15 protein-coding genes and 1 pseudogene are annotated in these 20,433 nt (G+C 68.9%); 6 read left to right on the top strand and 10 right to left on the bottom strand.

The window, feature by feature from the left end; all coding sequences use genetic code 11:
* Window positions 1-197, top strand: a pseudogene (locus ABFX50_RS35380) (IS5-like element ISMt1 family transposase); the annotation flags it as partial.
* Window positions 198-216: 19 nt separating this feature from the next.
* Here ABFX50_RS35380 and ABFX50_RS35375 read toward each other — a convergent pair.
* The 5 genes from ABFX50_RS35375 to ABFX50_RS35355 all read right to left on the bottom strand — a co-directional run bounded on the left by ABFX50_RS35375 (window position 217) and on the right by ABFX50_RS35355 (window position 5,941).
* The gene (locus tag ABFX50_RS35375) at window positions 217-813 is read right to left on the bottom strand and encodes a hypothetical protein (RefSeq protein ID WP_346152667.1); all 597 of its coding nucleotides are present in this window, start codon (window positions 811-813) and stop codon (window positions 217-219) included.
* A 150-nt stretch (window positions 814-963) separates the two neighbouring features.
* Entirely contained in the window at window positions 964-1,902 is a 939-nt protein-coding gene (locus ABFX50_RS35370; RefSeq protein ID WP_346152665.1) for a MerR family transcriptional regulator, read from the bottom strand.
* 172 nt (window positions 1,903-2,074) lie between these two features.
* Window positions 2,075-3,196 (bottom strand): NAD(P)/FAD-dependent oxidoreductase, encoded by a 1,122-nt coding sequence (locus tag ABFX50_RS35365; protein ID WP_346152663.1) that lies wholly within the window; start codon window positions 3,194-3,196, stop codon window positions 2,075-2,077.
* 125 nt (window positions 3,197-3,321) lie between these two features.
* Entirely contained in the window at window positions 3,322-4,002 is a 681-nt protein-coding gene (locus tag ABFX50_RS35360) for a response regulator transcription factor (RefSeq protein ID WP_346152661.1), read from the bottom strand.
* Window positions 3,995-5,941 (bottom strand): sensor histidine kinase, encoded by a 1,947-nt coding sequence (locus ABFX50_RS35355; protein WP_346152659.1) that lies wholly within the window; start codon window positions 5,939-5,941, stop codon window positions 3,995-3,997. Before ABFX50_RS35355 ends, ABFX50_RS35360 begins: the two co-directional genes overlap by 8 nt.
* A gap of 307 nt (window positions 5,942-6,248) precedes the next feature.
* On the opposite strand from ABFX50_RS35355, the gene ABFX50_RS35350 reads away from it, so the two are divergent.
* Window positions 6,249-7,763: a serine hydrolase domain-containing protein gene (locus tag ABFX50_RS35350; RefSeq protein ID WP_346152657.1), complete on the top strand. Its 1,515-nt coding sequence runs from the start codon at window positions 6,249-6,251 to the stop codon at window positions 7,761-7,763.
* Between the two features lie 56 nt (window positions 7,764-7,819).
* On the opposite strand, the gene ABFX50_RS35345 is transcribed toward ABFX50_RS35350, so the two are convergent.
* The 3 genes from ABFX50_RS35345 to ABFX50_RS35335 form a co-directional block, all read right to left on the bottom strand.
* Window positions 7,820-8,254, bottom strand: a complete 435-nt coding sequence (locus ABFX50_RS35345; protein WP_346152655.1) for an ester cyclase — start codon at window positions 8,252-8,254, stop codon at window positions 7,820-7,822.
* A gap of 111 nt (window positions 8,255-8,365) precedes the next feature.
* Entirely contained in the window at window positions 8,366-9,286 is a 921-nt protein-coding gene (locus tag ABFX50_RS35340; protein WP_346152653.1) for an RNA polymerase sigma-70 factor, read from the bottom strand.
* Window positions 9,287-9,353: 67 nt separating this feature from the next.
* Window positions 9,354-9,620 carry a hypothetical protein gene (locus tag ABFX50_RS35335; RefSeq protein ID WP_346152651.1) on the bottom strand — a complete coding sequence of 89 codons (267 nt, stop codon included), beginning with the start codon at window positions 9,618-9,620 and terminating at the stop codon, window positions 9,354-9,356.
* 153 nt (window positions 9,621-9,773) lie between these two features.
* Here ABFX50_RS35335 and ABFX50_RS35330 point away from each other — a divergent pair, with 153 nt between their 5' ends.
* Both ABFX50_RS35330 and ABFX50_RS35325 read left to right on the top strand, forming a co-directional pair.
* Entirely contained in the window at window positions 9,774-10,667 is an 894-nt protein-coding gene (locus ABFX50_RS35330) for an SDR family oxidoreductase (RefSeq protein WP_346152649.1), read from the top strand.
* A gap of 461 nt (window positions 10,668-11,128) precedes the next feature.
* The gene (locus ABFX50_RS35325; protein ID WP_346152647.1) at window positions 11,129-12,022 is read left to right on the top strand and encodes a hypothetical protein; all 894 of its coding nucleotides are present in this window, start codon (window positions 11,129-11,131) and stop codon (window positions 12,020-12,022) included.
* A gap of 5 nt (window positions 12,023-12,027) precedes the next feature.
* Here the strand turns inward: ABFX50_RS35325 and ABFX50_RS35320 are convergent, their stop codons facing one another.
* On the bottom strand, window positions 12,028-12,771 hold the full coding sequence (locus tag ABFX50_RS35320; RefSeq protein WP_346152645.1) for an endonuclease/exonuclease/phosphatase family protein: 744 nt from the start codon (window positions 12,769-12,771) through the stop codon (window positions 12,028-12,030).
* A gap of 449 nt (window positions 12,772-13,220) precedes the next feature.
* Here ABFX50_RS35320 and ABFX50_RS35315 point away from each other — a divergent pair, with 449 nt between their 5' ends.
* The gene (locus tag ABFX50_RS35315) at window positions 13,221-13,547 is read left to right on the top strand and encodes a hypothetical protein (protein ID WP_346152643.1); all 327 of its coding nucleotides are present in this window, start codon (window positions 13,221-13,223) and stop codon (window positions 13,545-13,547) included.
* Between the two features lie 67 nt (window positions 13,548-13,614).
* Complete coding sequence (locus ABFX50_RS35310) at window positions 13,615-14,286, top strand: hypothetical protein (protein ID WP_346152642.1); 672 nt, start codon at window positions 13,615-13,617, stop codon at window positions 14,284-14,286.
* Window positions 14,287-14,543: 257 nt separating this feature from the next.
* On the opposite strand, the gene ABFX50_RS35305 is transcribed toward ABFX50_RS35310, so the two are convergent.
* Window positions 14,544-20,432 carry a WXG100-like domain-containing protein gene (locus ABFX50_RS35305; RefSeq protein WP_346152640.1) on the bottom strand — a complete coding sequence of 1,963 codons (5,889 nt, stop codon included), beginning with the start codon at window positions 20,430-20,432 and terminating at the stop codon, window positions 14,544-14,546.
* Window position 20,433 lies beyond the last annotated feature (1 nt).

Genomic DNA, 20,433 nt, shown 5'->3' with positions numbered 1-20,433 from the left:
GTTCGGCCGGTGGGCGGCCCGTCGGCTTCGATCCAGGGCGCTACCAGCAGCGCAACACCGTCGAGCGCTGTTTTCAGAAGATCAAGACCTGGCGTGGGCTGGCTACCCGCTACGACAAGGCTCCGGAGAGCCACGAGGCCGGACTCCACCTCCGAGGCTCGATCATGTGGTTGAAGCTCCTCACCTCAGCCACATGATCCGAACTCCGAACAGCTCCTAGTCGACCCACCACCACCCGCCGCCGAGATGGCGGGTCGGACTCCCGAGATCGCCCTCCGCGGTCTGGAGCACCGGCTCGCGGCCACGCGCGACCGGGACGTAGGCGAACCCCCTGCCGGTCTCGGCGCGCCACAGGTCGACGAAGACGGGGAAGTAGAGGCCGTCCTCCTGCGCCTGAATCTTCCCGTCCACGGCGAGATATCGCATCCACGCGGGGACCGTGAGGGGCTTGCCTTTCTCGTAGTCGGCGGCCAGTTCGGCGAACGCCTCATGCTCCAGCCACAGCACGCTCCTGACGTGGAACACAGGCCAGTCGGTCGTCCACAGAGCCGCCCCGAAGGTCACCGCGATCACCAGCCCAGCCAGGGCGCGGCCGTACCGCCTGATCGAGAGATACGACATCACCGCGACCCAGGACCACAGGGCGGCCCACAGCCAGCCGACCCCGATCAGCGGCCACACGAACAGCCATATCGAGTGGAAGATCGGGATGAACAGGAAGTACATGGCCGCCAACACCAGCCAGCCGATCAGCGCCATCAGGACAGGCACCCTCGACCAGCGCTCGGCGTTCTTCGCGGTGGGTGACGACACAAGGGAGAGTGTGCGGGGAGAAGATCACCCAAGCTACGGCTTCGCCGACACTTTCACGCTACGTGCACAGTTCCACCACATGTTCGCTCCGAGCTCTTCGACCGGCCGGTCATCGGTGCCGCGCTCGTAAGCGCTTTCGGGGCTTTGCGGCTATCTCGGGATCCGGGCGCGTAGGGCAGGGATGAACCAGGCGTACACCAGGGCCAGGCTCTCCGGGGCCAGCCAGCCGTTGATCACTGCGAGCAGCCGGAGGTACCGCTCCCAGCGCGGGTCGTTCGCGGCCTCCAGCCGGGTGAGCAGCCTGCGTCGAAGCTCGGCGTCGTCGGGGCGGTCGAAGACCTGGGCGTACTGAGCCATGACCGCCGCGACCACCGCGTCGGCCTCGGGAGAGGCCGGGTCGATGCCTGCCGCCAGGGCCGGGCCCACCTCGTCACGGACCATCGCGGCCGAGTCGCGGCGCAGCGTCGTGGCGTCGCCATGGGAGCGCTCGGCCGCGTGGTGCTCGGCCATGCGCCGTACGCTGGCGCGGAAGTCCGGGTCCTGGGAGAGCTCCGCCAGCTCCACCCACGCCTCGACCTGCTCGGTCTCGGGACTGTCGGGGAGTTCGGGGGTCATCGAGCTCCTGATCCCCGCGAACCCTGCGGCGGGGTCCAGCCCGCCGAAGGCGGTGTCGAGGAAGTCGTCGATCAGCCGCCGGCGTTCGTCCTCGGAGAGCTTGGCGAGCTTGTGCATGAGATCCATCTCCTCAGGGGTGGAGCCGCGCCTGGCTACCGCTGTCAGCACCGCCCGCCGCAGGCGCAGCGTCCTGATCTGGACGGCCAGCGCCTCGGCGTGCGCCGCGGCGACCTCGGGCAGCGAGACCTCCCTGTCCAGGACCTTCCTGATCGTGGAAAGGTCCAGGCCGAGGTCGCGCAGCGTGCGTACGAGGTCGAGACGTGCGACGGCGTCGATGCCGTAACGGCGGTAGCCCGCGGGGCTGCGGTCGGTGGGCGGCACGATCCCGCGATCGGCGTAGAACCGAATGGCCTTGACCGTCAGCCCGGTCCGCCTGGCCAGATCGCCGATCGAGTACAGCGTGTCGCCGTCCATGCCCCCACTCTCGTGTCTCCCCTTACTGGAGACTCAAGCCCATCTCAGCTGCCCGCGCGCGCTCGCCGTACGGCAAGCGGCGACAGGCGTCGATTGAGCGGTTCGTCGCGAGTGTGACAGGACGAGCCGTTTCGATCGGATTCTCACGAGCGCGGCGCACTCTTCGTGCGAATCAGGCGCCGGGGCCGTAGGGCCCTGGGTGGCGCATTCTCCAGACGGTGCCGCGGGTGATGGCTTCCTTGAACGTCGCGGAGGCGCGACCGGTCAGTACGGCGCCGAGCGGGCTGTCGTCGGCACGGGTGAACTGGGTGACGCCGTCATGACGGCCGAGGCTGATGTTCTGCCAGACGTAGCGGATCCTGGCCCTTCGCGGCTCCCTCCCCGCCAGGAGGTCGGCCACCGCGTCGCCCGCCTGCAGGCCCATGGGCAGGCCGGTCTGGCAGGACATGCGTGACTGCCCGCCGGCGGTCCTGGCCGCGGCGGCGTCCCCGATGCCGAACACCTCTGGATGGGACACCGAGCGAAGCGCCCCGTCGACCCGCATGCGGCCGTGTTCGTCAGTGGCCAGCCCGGAGGCGGCGGCCAGGCCCGGAACCCGGAATCCGGCCGTCCACACCACCGTCTCGGCGGGCAACTCGTGGCCGTCGTCCAGGAGCAGCCCGTCAGGACCGATCTTGGCGACCGTCGCGCGTTCGCGCACGGCGACGCCCAACCGGCCGAAGGCCCTGTGGAGATGGCGGCGGGCCCTCGGGGAGAGCCAGCCGCCGATCGTCCCCCCTGAGACCAGTTCGACGCCCAGTCTCGGGTGGGTCGCCGCGAACTCGGTCGCGGCCTCGATCCCGGTCAGCCCGCCGCCCACCACGACGATCGAGCCGGTTTCGGCCAGCCGCGAGCGCAGCCTGGCCGCCTCGCCGGCCGAGGCCAGCGTGAACGCGTGCTCCCGGATCCCCGGCACGCCATCCCTGTCCGCGTCGCTGCCGAGGGCGTAGATCAGCACGTCATAACTCAGGCTGTACGGCGCCGCGTCGAGCCGTACGGCCCGCGCGTCGAGATCGAGGCCGGTCACCCTGGCCACCACCAGCTCCACGCCGGTGCCGTCGAGCAGGTCGAGAAGCGGCAGGTCGGGCAGCCGCTGCCCGGCCGCGAGCTGGTGGAGCCTGACCCGCTCCACGAACCTGTCGCTCGCGTTGACCAGTGTCACCTGGGCGTCGGCGCCCTGCAGCCTCCTGGCGGCACGCTTGGCGGCACCCAGCCCCGCGTAACCGGCGCCCAGCACCACGATGCGGTCTGTCATGGTTTCCTCCGTATCGAGTCCCCACTTGAACCGGCGAGCCAGCCGATCCATGACACGCCGCGGTGTGATCGTTCTCACACGGGGGGAGACGACGGCGAACGCGCGCGGGGTCGCGGCCCTGTTGCTCAGAGGTCCGCGCCGAGGTAGCGGACGACCGCCGCGACGCGTCGGTGCACGTCGGGAGCGCTCTCCAGGCCGAGCTTGTGGAAGATCGTGTTCACGTTCTTCTCGACGGCCGACACCGACAGGTGGAGCGACTGCGCGATGCCCGCGTTCGATCTGCCGAGGGACATCTCCCCGAGTACCTCGCGCTCCCTGGCGGTCAGCTGGCCCGCGGCCGGACGGCTGCGCCTGACACGGCGCCGCACCAGCGCGTCGACCACCTGCGGCTCGATGACCGACCCGCCCGACGTGACCGCGCTGATCGCGCCGAGCAGGTCGTCGAGGTTGCCGATCCTGTCCTTGAGAAGGTAGGCGAGCCCTTCGCTGCCGTGCCTGAACAGCTCGAAGGCGAACAGCGCGTCCCGGTACTGCGACAGCACCACCACCCCCGTGCCCGGGTGCTCGGCCCGGACCTGGTGGGCCGCGTCGATGCCCTCGAAGCCGGCCCTGAAGGAGGTGCCCGGCATGCGGATGTCAGTGACGATCACGTCAGGCTGGAACCTGCGGACCGCGTCGAGGAGCTCGTCGGCGTTGCTGACCGCCGCGACGACGCCGACCTCGCCGGAGGTCTCCAGCAGCTGCCTGAGCCCCTCCCTGACGAGGTAGTGGTCGTCGGCGAGTACCGCGCGCAGAGGATCAGCCATCGACCGGTATCCAGGCGTTCACCCTGGTCCCCTTCCTTGGAGCGCTGACCACCTCGAGGTTCCCGCCGAGCGCGCTGAGCCGGTCGGCCAGCGGCCCGAGTCCGCGAGGGGTCACAGCCTCGGGGTCGAACCCCGCGCCGTCGTCTGACACCTCGACCAGCAGGCGGTCGTCGTGTCGCGCCAGCCGTATCTCGACCCGTGTGGCGGCGGCGTGCTTCAGCGTGTTGGCGAGGGCCTCGCCGATCGTGAAGTAGGCCGCGCCCTCGATGTCGTCGGGATAGCGCTGCCCGCGCAGCTCGTCCTCGACGGTGAACTCGACGTCGATGGGCAGGCGGTCGCATCGCTCCTCCACCGCTTCGACCAGGCCGCCCTGGGTGAGCACCGTCGGGTGGATGCCCGCCGCCAGCTCCCTCAGGTCCTCGAGCGTGGCCCGCGCCTGTTCACGGAGGTGCGTCAGGGCTTCGGCGCGCGGGGCGGCCCTGGCCAGCTCGAGCCCCGCGATGAGCGCCACGAGCTGTTGCTGCACGCCGTCGTGGATGTTCCGCTCGATCCTGCGGCGCTCGGTCTCCTGGGCGTGGACCAGGCGCGCGGCCAGGCGCGTGCCGCGCAGGGCGAGACCTGCCTGGGCCGCCAGGGCGGTGAGCAGGGTGTGGTCCCGCTCGGTCAGCTTTCCCTCGATCTTGGGACCGCACGACAACCGGCCCACCACCCGCCCCTCGTTCCTGATCGGGACGGTCCACTCCGGCTCACCCGTGACGGCGCCCGCGTTCGCCTCCGTGCCGTCGTCGAGCCTGACGGCGATCCACTGCGTCCCGAGGGCGGAGCGGGCGACGTGCGCGAGATGCCGCAGCTGGCCGCTCGACTCGGTCATGGAGTCCAGCGCCGCGCTGATCTGGGTCAGCACCTGCGCCGCCGTGGGGCGGACGCCGTACACGAGCCGGTCGGCGAGCGCCTCCAGCCGCGCCCTCACGGGCTGGAAGACGAGTGTGACGAGGACGGTCAGGACGATCGCGACCGAGACCGGCAACCGCTCGCCCGCGACGACGCCCAGGGCGGTCGCCACACCGGCGTACCCCAGCGCGATGGCCGACCAGAGCAGGCCGTAGGCCAGCGACCTGCGAATCACCACGCGGATGTCGAGCAGGTTGTACCGCACGATCGCCACGCCGATGGCCGCGGGCACCGCGCCGAGCACGGGCAGGAGGGCGAGCCAGCTCAGGTCCTGCGCGACGAGCCGGTGTTCGATGCCGAGGACGAGCAGGAAGCCGGCCCCGTTCAGCAGGATTCCGGCCGTCATCCACCGCAGCTGGCGCCGCTCCGCCGGCGTCGCCCCGCGCCACCGCACGATCAGCGCGCCTATCGCCCCGGCGGCGATGACGGGCGTCAGCAGCGTCCCTGCCGTGACCGCTCCCGCGGCCACGGAGCCCGCGGCTCCGGGCAGCGCGAGCGGGTTGGGCACGGGCACGTCCTCGTCCAGGAGGCCCGGGGCGAACAGGACACCGATCGTGTGGACGGCGACGCACGCGCCGCCCGCCCAGGCGAGCGGGCGCCACCGCGGTGACGGCAGCCGGCCGTCGGGGAAGAGCAACGGGATGAAGATCCACACGAGCCCGTAGTGGACGCCGTACAGCGCCGCCGCCGCGACCGCGACGCCGAGGACGGGGCCGTCCACACCGGTTCGGGCGTGGTGCAGGAGCGTCCCCACCCCCAGCCCACCGACGCCGAGGCACAGGGCCGTCGCGAGCACCAGCCAGCCGTACGGATTGGCGGGCCGACGGCTGGCTATCAGCCAGCCCAGGGCAGGCAGGAGCATCCCGCCCGCCACGAACAGCCACTGGGACGGAGGAACAGGAAGGCCGGTCTCGAGCACGGCTCCGGCCGTCATGCCCGACGCGGCGGCCACGGCGATCACGCCGGCGAGGAGCCGCTTGCCGTTCATGCGCGGCGCCGCCGCCGGGATGCCGGCGGAACGAACGGCGCGCCTCCAGCTGCGCTGCCGATGACTGCCAGCACCCCCTCCAGCCTGTGGACACGACTCGCGGGCCAGGGTATCCCTGCCCCCGATCCAGCCGTGCCGCCGGTCGACCGCCCGGCCACGGCCTCGAAGCATGCCAGCTCCCGCCCTGCGGTTTCCTGTGGTTAACCGCACACTTCGTCCGGCTGGCCGCCGTCATGACGGACGGGGGCCTGCACCCTTCGACGCCGGCCTCCGCCTGACTAGCTTCGACGGCCGGAGGTGGACTTCTTTGACAACCACGACCGGCAGGAGCCGCTGCAGGCGGCGCGCCCTCATCGTCCTCGCCGCCGTCGCGGTGGTGCTGCCCCTCGCCGGCCTGGCCGCGCCACACGGTCTGCGACTCGGTGGCGAGAGCACAGGCGACGCCGCGCTGGCCCAAGCCGTACGGCAGGCGGCCTGGCCGTCGGCGGGCCACCACGCGCTCGCCGTCGCCCTCATCGACCACGGCACCGTCCGGACGGCAGGCGTGGGAACGACCCAGGTCTCGGGCGGCCGCGCCGTCGACCATCGGACACCGTTCGAGTTCGGCTCGATCACCAAGCCCATGACCGGCATGATCCTCGCCGACATGGCGAAGAAGGGGGAGCTCGCGCCGCGGACGACGGTCGGCGAGATCTTCCCCGACCGGACCTTCCGCGATCCCGGCATAGCGGCGGCCTCGCTGGAGGAGCTGGCCAGCCACCGCTCGGGCATACCCAGCATCCCGGCTTCCGTCTCGAGCACCGCCGTCCTCGGCAGCCTGGTCGGCGGCAACCCCTACCAGGGACAAAGCGCACGGGACGTCGTCGACGACGTGGCACGCTCCGTGGCGACCGGCCGCGGCGAGATCGCCTATTCCAACCTCGGGTTCGCGCTGCTCGGGCAGGCGCTCGCCGCCAAGGCGGGCACCACCTACGACGACCTGCTCAGACGGCGGATCCTCGACCCCCTGGACCTGCGCGACACAGACCTCGTCAGCGACCCGCGCGACCTGCCGTCAGGCCGCGCTCACGGCTATCTCACCTCGGGCCACGAGGCCGCGCCCTGGTCCAGCGACGGGTACGCCCCGACAGGGGCCGGCGGCTGGACCACGAGCGCCGACCTGGCCCGCTTCGTCGCGGCCGTGCTCGACGGCACCGCACCGGGCGCGGACGCGACCCGGTCTCGCTGGAACATCGCCGAGGGCGACACGATCGGCTACGGCTGGCGGACGACGAACGGCGTGACCTGGCACGACGGCCACACCGGAGGGTTCTCCAGCTACGTGGGGTTCGACCGGACCTCCGGCCGTGGCGTCGTCGTCCTGGGTAACACCTCCGCGTCGGTCGACTACATCGGGCTCCGGCTGCTGGGCAAGGAGGGGCCGACCGAGCGGGACCTGCTGACCGGCGAGCTTCCCGTGCTCGCGCTGGCCGTCCTGTGCCTTGTCGCGGCGGCGCGGACGCTGCAGGTGGCCGCCCGCAGGAGGGCGCGCCGCCTTCTCCCCGCACCGGACCGGCTGAAGCTCGTCTCGATGGCGTGGCGCGCCGTCGTGCTGCTGGCGGTCGCCTGGTCCTTCGGCGCCTGGCACATCCTCTGGCCGCCGCTGTGGCCGGCCACCGCGGCTCTTGTCGCGGCAGCCGTCGCCGTCGGCGCTCTCCGCATGCGGGGGCTGCCCGTCGCCCGAGGCCCGCGCGCCCGCCTGCGCTGGGCGACCACCGCCGCCTCCGTGCTGCTGTGGACGGCCGTCGCCGCGGCCGTCGTCATCGCATGGATCGCTCGCTGAGAGACCGCGTCTTCGGCGTGCGGCGTGCCGATCGTTCGCCGCCCCCCGCTTCTCCGCTACGCGGGAAGCATGCCGAGCTGTCGCATCTGCGAGGCGACGTCGACCACCCCCCAGATCTCGGCGAACCGGCCGTCCTCGAAGCGGACGATGAAGATCTCGCTGTACGTGATCGACTTGCCGGTCGGCGGGAGGCCCATGTACTCGCCCTGATGGGTCCCCGTCACCGTGTTCCTGCACACGACTTTGTCCCCCTCGGCGATGACGTCCTCGACCGTGACGTGAATGTCGGGGAACGCCCGCAGGAGCATCGCCCATATGTGCTTGAGTGCCTGGGCTCCCCCCGCACCAGTCGGCACCGGCGTGTGGAAGAGCACGTCCGGATCGACGACCTCGTCGATCGTCTTCCAGATGAGCTCCACATCGCCGCTGTTCGTGGCGTTGTGCAGACGGTTCAACACCGCCTGGTCGCCGGCTGGCTGGGCTGTTGACATGGTGTCTCCTTCCGGTCGACCCGACACTCGTCTGGTCGTCGCTGTGGTGTGCGGGACCCGGTACTCACTCCGTGGGCATCTGACGGCGGGGCCGGTTCTCCCTGACGCGGCTCATGTCGGCAGCCGGCGGGCCTGGTTCTTCTCGCGGATGACCGCGTGGGCATCCGCGACGGGGCCCAGGTGCCCGAGCTTGTCCGGGTTGATCAACGAGCGGATGGTCTGGACGCGTCCGTCGAGGATGTCGAGCGTCCAGGTGCTGATGATCCTGCCGTCGCGGTCTCGAAGGATCGCGCCGGGCTGGCCGTTGACCTCGTGTGCCTCCATCACGGCGCCGATCTGGCGGAACGGCGGACCTGCGGCGGCCAGCACCCTGGCGACCCTCTCGACGCCGTGGACGGGGCTCCTGCCCCCGATCTGGCCGCCGCCGTCACTGACCAGCTGAGCGTCGGCGGCCAGGAGTTCGCGCAGCCCGTCGACGTCGCCCTCCCTGAGCGCGTCGAAGAACCGCTCGGCGAGTTCCTCGCGCTTCCTCCTGTCGGTCTCGAACCGGGGCTGTCCCTCCTGCATGTGACGGCGTGCCCGTGATGCGAGCTGGCGGCATGCCGCCTCCGAGCGGCCCACTGCCGAGGCGACCTCCGCGAACCCGAACCTGAACACCTCCCTGAGCACGAAGACGGCGCGTTCGAGCGGGCTCAGTCGCTCCAGCAGCAGCAGTGCCGCCATCGACACCGAGTCGGCCAGCTCCGCGGAGCGCTCCGGGTCCTGGTAGGGGTCGGTGAGCAGCGGTTCGGGGAACCACGGCCCGACGTACTCCTCCCTGCGAACCCGGGCGGAGCGCAGCACGTCGATCGAGATCCTGGTGACCGTCGCCGAGAGGAAGGTCTTGGTGGATCGCGGTCGCGTCGAGGTCGTCGCGTAGCGCAGCCACGTCTCCTGGACGGCGTCCTCGGCCTCGGTCACGCTGCCCACGATCCGGTAGGAGATCGAGAACAACAGCGGGCGCAGTGCCTCGAACTCTTCCTCTCGCGTCATCCCCGTCCTCCCTGGAAGCCCTGACGCCACGAGGGGTGGTCCGGCCCGCCGCGGTCCACGGTCACCATCACCACCGGCACGTCCCCAGCCGGCCCTGAACGGTGGCGTTCGCCGCGTCTTCGAGCCCGTCGCCGACGAGCGAGCGCGGCCGGCTGCGCACCACCTCGACCAGGGTCTCGGACGAGCCCGGCTTGCCCGGGTTCCTTGTTGTCGGCTTCACCTGGCCGTCACGGGCCACAAGCCGCGGCACCAGCCACCGCCCGCCGACTCCGGCCCCACCGGCCACGAACACCCGCACCGCCACGTCACCCTTCTGACTCCCGGATCTCTGCATCCCGTACACGAGACGAGACAGCCGTCCGCTTTGTGACATCGCAGCCATGGAGAGTGGTGAGCCCCGGACATCGCCGGCCATGTCACAGATCGCCGACGGCACTCGTCCCCCTGCGGACGACCCCACAAGGAGGAGCCGCATGAACGGCGCACTGTGGATCGTCGCCGGACTGCCGGCCGTCGTCCTGCCGGGCAGCAGCGCCAAGATGTTCGTGCCCGTTGGCGACCAATCGAGACGGGTCCGCCGCCCTCAGGGCCGCTCACCCCATGTCACAACCGAGCGGGGCACCTCGTCTCAGAGGGCATGACAAACTCGGAACAGACCTCTGTGCTGATCACCGGAGCCAACAAGGGACTCGGCCTCGAGGCGGCCAGGCGGCTCGGGGAACAGGGTTGGACGATCTTCCTCGGCTCGCGTGACGAAGGCCGAGGACGGGCGGCTGCCGACAAGCTGACCGCCGATGGCGCGAACGTGGTCATGGTCCCGCTGGACGTGACCTCGGACGAGTCGGTGGCCGACGCCGTACGGCTCGTGCGGGAGCACACCGACCGGCTGGATGTGCTGATCAACAACGCCGGCACGTCAGGAAGGGCCATCGCGCCCGCCGACGCGACGGCTGAGGAGATCCATTCCGTCTACGACACGAACGTGTACGGGCCGATCCGCGTCACGCACGCGTTCCTGCCCCTGCTGCGGGCGGCGGAGCATCCGCGGGTGGTGATGGTGTCCAGTGCCGTCGGTTCCTTCGCAGTCGTGACCGATCCGCAGCAACCCTCCGCGAAGATGCACGAACTCGCCTACAGCTCGTCGAAGGCGGCGCTGAACATGATCACCCTCCGGTACGCCCACGCGATCCCGGAGATCAAGTTCAACATCGCCACTCCCGGAGAAGTCGCGAACCGGAAATTCGCCGCCACTGACATGAACCATCACACCGGCGAGCTGACGGTCACCGAGGGCACCGATTCGATCGTCAGACTCGCGACGATCGACGCCGACGGGCCGAGCGGTATCTTCATCGACCGCCTCGGCCCCATCGCGTGGTGACCGCCGCCCAACCAACCCGCGGCCGACACCGGAGACCCTGCCGTCACATCTCGTAGTCACCCCTGTCCCGCACGAAGGCGGGCCTTCGCGGCGTTCACGTGCATGACGCTCACCACACAGCCGCGACGCTCCCGATCGAGCGGGTGTTGAACATCTGGATGGTTCAGGAGGCCCTCGGCCACACCCGGGTCGGCAATCACGACAGCGCAGAAGATCAGAGGCCCACACCCCGATGATGGGTGAGGGCCTTTGATATGCGGAGGATCGGGGATCCTCCACTGATCTTGCAGAAGGTCATGCAGGGGTGTAAGGCTGGTGCGCCTGTCCCCCGTACCAAGGAGGCACTCATCGCCCAGCCCGACTCGATCACCACCACGGATCTGTGGGACCTGAAGGCTGATCCAGCGAGACTGGACACCCTGGCTAACACGTGGCGAGGCCTCGGCACCAAGGTGAGCTCCGTGGAGAACCTGATCAACGACGCCGCGCACATGGTTTTCTCCAAGGAGAACTGGACAGGCGACACCGCCGAGTCGTTCAACGACTACCGCAAGAAGTTCACCGCCGATGTGGAGCGGTTCGGCAAGTGGGCCGCCAACGTCGCCGACCTGCTCTCCTACACCGCAACCGTGATGCGCGTACAGCAAGGGCTCCTCGACGAGGAGCGCAAGAAGCTCAACGCGGTGCCTGTGACCACGGACCTCGTCGGCCTGACCTTCCGCCCGCGCGACGCCGAGGAGTCGAGCTTGGTCACCGGCGCGATCAGCACGGCGCAGGAGATCCGCAGGCGGGTGGACGAGGTGCTGGCGGAGAAGAAGCGCGACATGAAGTTCTACGAGGATCAGTTCGAGTTGATCGGCAGGGAGTGGAAGCCGCGCACGGTGCGCCTGCTCAACCTCAACATCGGCCAGGGCGCCGGCAACTCACCCGGTGACTCCGACGGCACTGACTCCGAGGACATCGCCAAGATCGCCCAAGTGGTGGCCGACCAGGACACAGATATCGCCACCGTCCAGGAAGTCTTCAAACACGACATCTTTGACCTGGAGGAGGAGCTCGAAAGCCGCACCGGCGACAACTGGGACGTCAAGTTCGAAGAGGCGAGCTCGAAGTATCACGCGAACGACGACTGGCCCATCATCGGCGACATCGTCAACGCGCCGTTCGGCAATGCCGTGCTCGTCCGCGAGGGTGACGTCATCGAGGGAACCGGGGACAGCGAAAAGGTGAAGCTGGACGTCGAAGGCGGCAGCATCACGCTCCCACCCAACGAGCCCGGCATGGGCAACAGCCGAATCGACGACGGCGAGGGCCGATCCGCGGCCAAGACGGAGGTTCAGATCAGGCCCAGGTGATCGGCCTACCAGTTGGGGATCTCTACGTCGACCTGCTGACCGTCGTGGTCGGAGGTGGCTCCGTCAACCAGGACGGGCTGTCCGTTCACGGTGAAGGCCGGCGAGCCCGCGACGTGGTCGATGCGGGTGCCCGACGGTGAGGTGCCGACGACCTTGCCGTCCTCGTTGACCGCGCCCGAGTAGACCGTATAGCCCTCCTTCGTGAAGTCGTGGATGGCGTCGCCGGACGAGGTGTTCTTCGGGTTGTCGCCGTGATGCGTCACGACGTTGAGGTCGCCGCCCAGCAGCGACGGCCCGCGGTTCATGGCCTCGTGGAGCCTGTCGATCTGACCGGTGCGGACAAAGTCGTCGTACTCGTGCAGACCGTGACTGTGCACGTGCGCGCTGTAGACGTCGAAGCCCTTGCTCGCCCTGGCGAACAGCCGGTCGGCGATCTCGTCGTCCAGTTCCTTGAACGCCTTGATGACTTTGCGGAGCCTGCTCTCGTCGGAGTGGAGCACGCCGATGAGAATCTCCGCCAGGTTCTCGGCCGACGCCTGCAGATCGGCGTGCGCGGAGCCGGCGGAGGTGGCCCTGCTCGTGTCACCGAATGCGTTGGAGCCCGGCACGCTGGGCACGGGAACGTAGGTCACGGCTCCGGGGCCACCGGCAAGGGCCGTGCGCCCCTGCTCGACGGCCTTGCGGGCCTCGCCCACCTTCCCGGCCAGCCGGCCTACCGCGTCGAAATTCATGCTCGCTTCGGCACCCATAGTCGGTCAGCGTAGACGGTCCACCCGGGTCACCGGGAGGCAAGGCGCAGCAGGTATGGTCCCGGTCGGCGGACGACCGTGACATCCGTCGAACGCCTGCACGTCCTGGATCGGCCGGCCGGCTTCTGGCAGGTAACCCACACCTCGAGGGGGAATCTTCCTCTCGACCATCCATCGCGCGCCGCACTTGGGGCCTGACGGGCACGACCGCGCACATCCATGGGTTCCAAAAGCGAGATCTCAAGCCATCTCTTTCGGCGGCGCCACGATCAGCGCCCCCCTGCTTCCAAAGCGTCGCCGTCGTACAGCCTGGTAAGGGTTGTCTGACTCGACCACGTCGCAGGACGACCGCGTTCACCGCGCTCCCAATGGCGGGCGCGCGTCCACGACCATGCCCGCCGAAGTAAAGTGTCGTTCGCGAGTATTCGATGGGACAGAGGTGGCGCCAGGTGACACAGGTATTCCGCTTCGATCGCTCGTCGCTGATGGATGCCAGCCACGGCTTGCTGGACGCCGCAACCGACTTCGAGCGGCACACCGGCAGTCTGCTCGCGACCGTGCGTGGCACGGCGGACACGGCGTGGGGAGGAACCTCTGTCGGCGCGGCGATGGACCGGCTCGGCGACCTGCTCGACGACGCCTGCCGCGTGCTGCACTCAAACCTCCGCCAGAGCGGCGACGGCATCCGCACCATGTCCGACGATCTCCGCCGGGTGGAGGCCGACGCCTCCGCCGTTCATGGCTCCGGCACCCCCGGCGCCGGCCGCCTCGCCTGAACGGCCTCACGCTCGCATGGCACTGACCTTACCGCCGGTCCTGCAAGCTCCATTCGGCCTGCTCGGAATGGAAGGACAGCCGGACAGCCGCCCTCGCCCGCCCCTGGACTCCCCCGAGAAGGGCCCGCGCGATGGCAGGTACGACCTCGGTCCGGCCCGGGACCCCGGCATACCCTACGACGACCCCTGGCCGTACGACCCGGATGCCAGGCCATCGGTCGGCGACCACGCGGCCTGGCACAAGTGGCGAGCGCTGCAACTCGCAGAGGAGGCGACGCCAGGGTTCGACGAGGCGGCCGCCACCTTCAAGCACTACCTGGAGGGGTCCGGTGGCGACTACCACATCGACTACGACACGGCATACCGCGACGACAAGCTGATCCGCGACGCCGTGGACGCGGAGATCCGTCGTGCCCAGGAGAACGCCGAGCGACTCTACCGGGAGAGCGGACGGAGGGACTTCCAGATAACCGGCGAGCCGACGGAGATCAAGCAGACTGAGACCAAGAACTGGGAGTACGCGCTGGGCCGGCACTCCATCTGGGGCAGCGCGGACGTCCGAGTCGACGGCGATCGAGCCACCATGGAGATCACCGTTCACGCCTACGACCGCTACAACTTCAACCGCGAGGACAAGTGGATCAACCAGGAGAACGGCCGGTTCGAGACCCTCGGCTGGGCCAGGTCCTACGACACTCACGGGACTCTGAAACGGACGGTCACCTGGGCTCTCCCTTGACGCCGCCATCCGGCCGTAGTGGAGCCAGGGCCTCTCTTCAGAAGTCGTAGCCGGAGCAGGAGAGGCGAGATGTCCACGGCGCCACAGAAAGCTCCCGAAAGCTTCGCCACCAAGCCTCTCCTAGGTAGTTGACCGGCACCGGCACCGCTACCGCGCAGGGAACGGAGCCAACGGCCACCGCCTGTATGCGTGGGCCTGGACGCGCATCGACGAGCACCGCCCCGACTGGCGATAGCTGCTCATTCGCCGCAACCAGATCAGCGCATGATCACACCGGGATGCGCGGCGTCGAACTCGGCGAGCCCTTCTGGCGTGAGCCGCAGGTAGAGGCCGCCGGGAACGTCCACCACCAGAGGCTTGCCCTTGCCATAGAGCACGACGGAGATGTCCAACGCGAGGTACGTGTTCTCGTGCTGCTTCTCCAGGAAGTTACGTTCGAGGATGTTGGCGTTCCGCGAAGCGGCTTCGTCCCCCGTCTTCGTGCTGCCGCCGATGCCGCCGAAGCCCAGATTCCCGTCGCCGCCCGATCCGGCGGACGCGCCAACTCGGACCGACTGGCCCCTGCCTTGCTCCTGGCCGTGCCCGCTCGCGCTCGTGGTCTGCTCGTAGACGCGTTGCTTGACCAGCGCGCTGGCGACCTCGCGAGCCCCGTTGACGTCGATCCCCATCTTGCCGACCCCCGGGATCTCGTACTCATGCGCGAGCAACTGCTCAAGATGGGCGCGCATGGTCCTTTCCTTGGTGGCCTCGGCAAGGGACATGCCGGCCGGGCGAGAGAGCTCGAATCCGTTGGGCCGGTCGGCCAGCGAGGGCACCTCCTCCCGGAGCTTCGGCGGTACCGCGGCCATCGGCGCCCACTCCTCCACCAGGGTGGCGGCAGGGAAGGCGACCTGGCTGACGTCTCCCTTGGGGACGCCCGCCCCAAGCGTGGTGGACATGCTGTTGGGCCCTGCCGTCTCCGCCCATCGCGGGTCCGCGGCGACGACCGGCGTACGCGCCGTGACGGGGGTTCCTTGCGGCACCTCCGTGGTGAGGTGTCCCGGCACCAGGACGCCGAGTTCGCCGTTCGCGACCGCTCTTGACGTCGAGGTGACCCCGACATGACTGTCGAAGAACCTCCCGGCTCCGTCGTGTCCAGTTACCTCGCCCACCTTGAGCAGCACCTTGCGGGCAACGCCCTGCACGGGTTCCAGGACAGGGCGGACAGGGGCGCGCTCGAGCGTGATCTCGTACGCGACCGGATGCCTGAACTCCTGCGGGGCTTCCCGCGTCTGGTAACGGTTGATCGCTTTCTCATTCGTTCCGTGCGCGTCCACGGTGTGGGAGTCGCGGTAGTTCGCGTACCCCGCTTCGGCTCCCCTGACATCGTCCGAAGACTCCAGGTAACGCGCGAGCAGCTCCACGCCGCGGTCCGATCCCACTTCGCGCACGTCCAGGTCGCCGCTCAGGCGCTCGCTGCGGAGCATGAGGCCGGTGTCGGAACTCTCACCCAGGTGTACTCCGTCGCCGATCTCGGCCGTGACCCGGATACCCACGCGTTCGGTGACTCGGCCGTGTTCATCGGTGACGAACAACCAGGAGGACACTCCGTTTCCGCGCAGCTCCCCCAGTCTCGTGCCAAGCGCATCCTGGCTGTAGTGGCCACGTAGGTGCTCGGCCACCGGGTGAGCCGTGAGCTCCTGGTCAGCGAAGAGGAGCCTGTCGTCGCGGAGCATCTGGATGATCTTCGGGAGTACGGCCTGCGCGTCGAGATGCTGAACGAAGGCGGTGCTCATCGCCGCCTCGGGCGCGGCATAGGCGCGGGTCGTATCCCCCGCCTGCTTGGCAGGCTCCACGGCCTCCGGGCCTTCCAGTCCGTGACGGCGTGCCACCTCGTCAGGAAGGACGAGGTCCATGATGTCTTCCACCCGGTGGTATGTGGTCGGGCCCCGTTCGACCGTTCTCCCGTCGGTTCTGGTCGGTGTCACCTCCAGGACCAGGTCTGCGCGGTACCAGTGCGAGGTGCTCCCATCCGAGTAGGTGACCCGGGCTACGTCGCTGCCGCCCAGGTAGGAGCTTTCCTGGGTCATCCGCTTCGCGGCGCCATGCACACCCGCTCGCGCCACGATCTTTCGCTCGGTTCCGACGCTTTCCCCGCTTCCTCGTGAGTGACCCGGCTGCTCACCGTCACCACCGAAGGTGACGCGCAGACCGGTCCGGGCGTGCCCACCCAGGGCCTGTCTGCTGCGCTCGCCGTCCGTCATCCGCGAGTTACTGTTCGAGTAGCTCTCGTGCTCTACTCCGGTCTCCGACTTCACGTGCTTCATGTCGGCCACGTGGGCCTTCACATGCACATCGTGCCGCGCTCCCCCTTGATCGGACACTGTGTAGTGCAGGCCGTCGGGGTGAGATGTGATCATGGTTTCCAGCTTGATCACATCTGTCGCGGTCTCGAACACATGCGGTACGTCCAGACGCTCGGCGGGCAGCGGCAGCCCCGCCCATCTGGTGTAAGCCTCGGCCACCGCCATGGGCAGGTCAGGCATGGCGCCCAGACGGACAATGGCGGACAGCTCCGCCTCACGAGGCCGCCATACGTTCCCGGGCGGCTCGGTCGACGAGTCCATGCGTCCCACATGTGCGACGTCCTGCGCGAGCACTGGCGACTGCGGCAGGTGGACATTCGGCACGAGGACCTCCGCCTTGCTTCCGTGCACCTCCGCCCACGTGTTCATCACCTCTGTGCCGTTTCGCGAGATCCTCATCCTGACGTTGAAGGAGAGATCCCGCGTAATGGTGAAGCCGCCGCTGGTCTCCGTGCGGTCGTACCTCGTGTGGCCTGCGGAGAAGCCGCCACTCTGTGCCTTCGTGCCACTGCTGGTGAGAGACACGTTCACAGGGTCGACCTTGAACCCGTCGTTCACCTCGAGGCGTGCGACACCACGCACCTCCCCACGGCCCGTGACAGAGGTTTCCCGCTGGCTGGTGCTGGTCTGCGACGTGATCCTGCGCTCGTTCACCGTCATGTCGGTCGAGCCGACCTCGTGCCGCCGGCCGAGAGCGCCCTCGGCCGCGATCTCGAAGGTGTAGCCGCCGATCGTCTTCTCGTACCTGATTCCGTGCAGGGCATGCGTCAGGTCGGCTTCCAGTGCCGCGCCGCCGAAGCGGCTCTCGATGTCCCGCATGATCTGCCGCCTGATCCCCACCGGGAGGTCGGGTAGCGCCTGGTCGACGGCCTGGCGGATCTCAGCGCTGAGGAGCGTCTCCGAGTGGACGCGGACGCCGCTGCCCAGTCCGGTCCCCCGCCCGGCCGCGAGCGTCTCCGGTTCCAGCACGTGAGGGTCGTAGCCACCGTTCGGATGCTCGCCCCTGGACGGATATTCACCGTACGGTTCGCTCCGCACGTACTCCGCACGTACGTCGTCTATCTCCCGGTGGAGATCGGCGAGTTTCCGCTGGATGTCGTTGAATTCCCCTGGCGGCCGGAGATCGTGCCCGAAGACGTCCTGCTCCATCCGGGGCGCGTCGCGAGCCGGTACGATCAGCCCGGCCTTCACATCGACCTCGAACGTGCCCAATCTTTCGGTCTCGACCTGCAGCCGCATGTGGGCGTCGTACATGGCGACGTCATCGCGCCTGGTCAAGACGGTGTGGTTACCGTGCGCCCTGGTGGTGGACGTCACATGATCCGTTCCGAAGCCGAACCCGCCAACGGCCCGCGCGACGACCTCCGCACTCTCTCCAAGGGGCAAGCCGATCTTGCCACCCGCATGAACACCGACGCTCGTGCCCTGCCGATGTGTCGTCCCATCGCTCTCGCGCCGCCCCAGGTCGTCCCGGAACATCGTCTCGATCGGTGGCCGCGCGCTTCCGTCAACGGGCTCGATCCGCGTGATCCGGCCGGTGACCGTGAGAGAGTCCTCCGCTGATCGCAGCGCGGAACTCTTGTACCGGACAGCGTCGGAGGCAGCCCCGCTCGACAGCAGCGACTGGCTCCGGTTCTTCATCCCCTGTTCGTTGAGCACGGTGGACGTGAGATGGTCAATGATCTTGGCCACCTCACCCGCGGGCACGCCTGCCGACACCGCCCGACGCTGCACCTCCTGCACCAGAGGCGTGACGTCCATCCCGGTGATGGCGATTCCGTGATCACGGAACTTGTGCTCGGCTCCGATCGGGACCTCGTGGCGGGGGAGCGGCGATGGGTGGTCGGCGGACAGAAGCGGCCCTTCACGGGTGAACTGCTGGGGGAAGGGGATAGTGACGGACAGCTCGGGGACTGCCGCGGTTTCTGTGACCTTGTCACCGTTGCGGTAGACGTCGAGGGAGATGTCCGCGGCGAAGTAATCGTGCGTCGGCGAAATGGCCTTGTGACCGCTGATGACCTCGTTGCCGTTCGTGTGCGTCGTGCGTGACGTACTGGTGATGCCCGCACGCGGCAGGGCGCTCGCCTCGGCCTCGTCCGGCGAGTGGTACAGCCCGCTCAGCAGACCCGCGGTCCGATCCAGCGAGGAGGCCCGCGAGGACTTGCCTTCCACGCCGTCCCCGCCGAACGCGACCGGCTTCTCGGGCGCCAGACTCGGGTGCTCCACGTGCGTGAACTCGCTCGGCCTCAGCTTGAGGTAGATCACGGTGTCTTTGACGCTGAGCGCAACGCCCCTTTGGAGGTGGTCGGTCCACGTGTCGCGGTTACCGTCGGAAAGCGCCTCCGCCAGCCACTCGCGGATCGCGCGTCGTTCCCGCGGGGTGACCTCCGTGATGCCGTCGGTCAGAGCCCGAGCCGCCGCCGTCGCGTTCTCCGGGACCTTGACGTCGTGTACCGCCGTTTCGCCCAAGGCGCCGATCTCGACGGTTCGGGGTGGATGGATTTCGGGCTTGGGCGACGTGTCAAGCTGCTTCCAGGTCGGCGAACCATCAGGCCGGAACGCCCCACCGTTCACCGAGCGCCCGGCATTCACCGCCTCCGACCGCGACCCGTCAACCTGCTTCCACACCGGCGAGCCGTCAGGCCGGAACGACGCAGGTGCGTGCGCCACCGGCTGCGGCGTCTCGGCGTTGGAAGCCAGACGGGACGTGGGAACTTCGGCCTGCGGGAACAGCACGTCGGGGCTCTTCCAGGCAGGCGATGTGATGGTCTCCTGGTTATGTCTCGTCGCCGCCAGGATCGTTTCAGCGCTGGGCTTCTCGGGCACGCGGTTGAGGCCGGCATCCGGGCCGGACGGAGAGCGTTCGGACGGAGGGGTCGGGTGGGGCGAGGGCGAACTGTCGGGGGCACGATGGAGCAGGCCCGCGGCCCCGTGCTGCCCGTCCGCCCCGAGCGCACTGGAGGTGATGCCCTTGGCCAACAGGTCCCAGCTGAAGTTACCGTGGGCCCACAGGCTTCCCGCGGTCGTGATCCCGCCGGTCAGGGCAAACTGCGCGGCCTGCCCGTACAACGACGAACTGGCCGCGGCGATCAGCTTCTCGGCCATGGTCATCTCAGCCCTGGTCAGGCCGGCCCGCAGGGCCGATGTGGCCAGCTGGCTCAGCCCGCCGGAGAGCAGCCCCATGAGCCCGCCCATGGCAGCACCGGTCAGCGCCGAGGTCCCCAACTGCTTCCAGTCGATCTCGTCCCTGCGGCCCTGCAGAATCTGGATGCCCAGGTCCATGCCGGCCACGATCCCGAGGAACAGCGCCATGTTGCGCACGCACTGCTTGGCGATCTGTCTGACCGTCATCCGGGCGAGTTGCAGACGTACTGGGATGAGCGCCAGACTGGCCCCGCCAGTGGCCATGGCTGCGCCCAGTAGATACACCAGTTGTGCGATCAGCAGCCAGACGGTGACCTCGATCATGTACTTGGTGTACTGGATCTGCACTCCCACGCCGTTGAGCGCGACAGCGGCCTCCACGAGCTGCTTGACCACAGCGGCGACCTGACCGCCGACCACCGCGTCGACATGGGCGGTGAAGGCGAGATGTGCCTCCCCGTCCCAGTCGGCGCCGATTTTGGCCGCGCTTGCCCGCTGGTCGGCCCCCGTACCCTTGACGAGTCGGTGCGCGGCGATCACACAGGCGTCGGCCAACCGGAAGCAGCCGGACTCGTCCCCTTCCGGCCAGTCCATGCCAACCACCCAGCCGATGTACGGCTTGGCGAACTCTGGGACGAGGAACCCGTCGAAGCCCATG

Origin of the sequence: Nonomuraea recticatena, from assembly GCF_039533245.1 — a bacterium.
GTDB classification, from domain to species: domain Bacteria; phylum Actinomycetota; class Actinomycetes; order Streptosporangiales; family Streptosporangiaceae; genus Nonomuraea; species Nonomuraea roseola.
The sequence above is the reverse complement of the archived record's forward strand: the minus strand, read 5'-3'. Positions and strand labels throughout refer to the sequence as shown.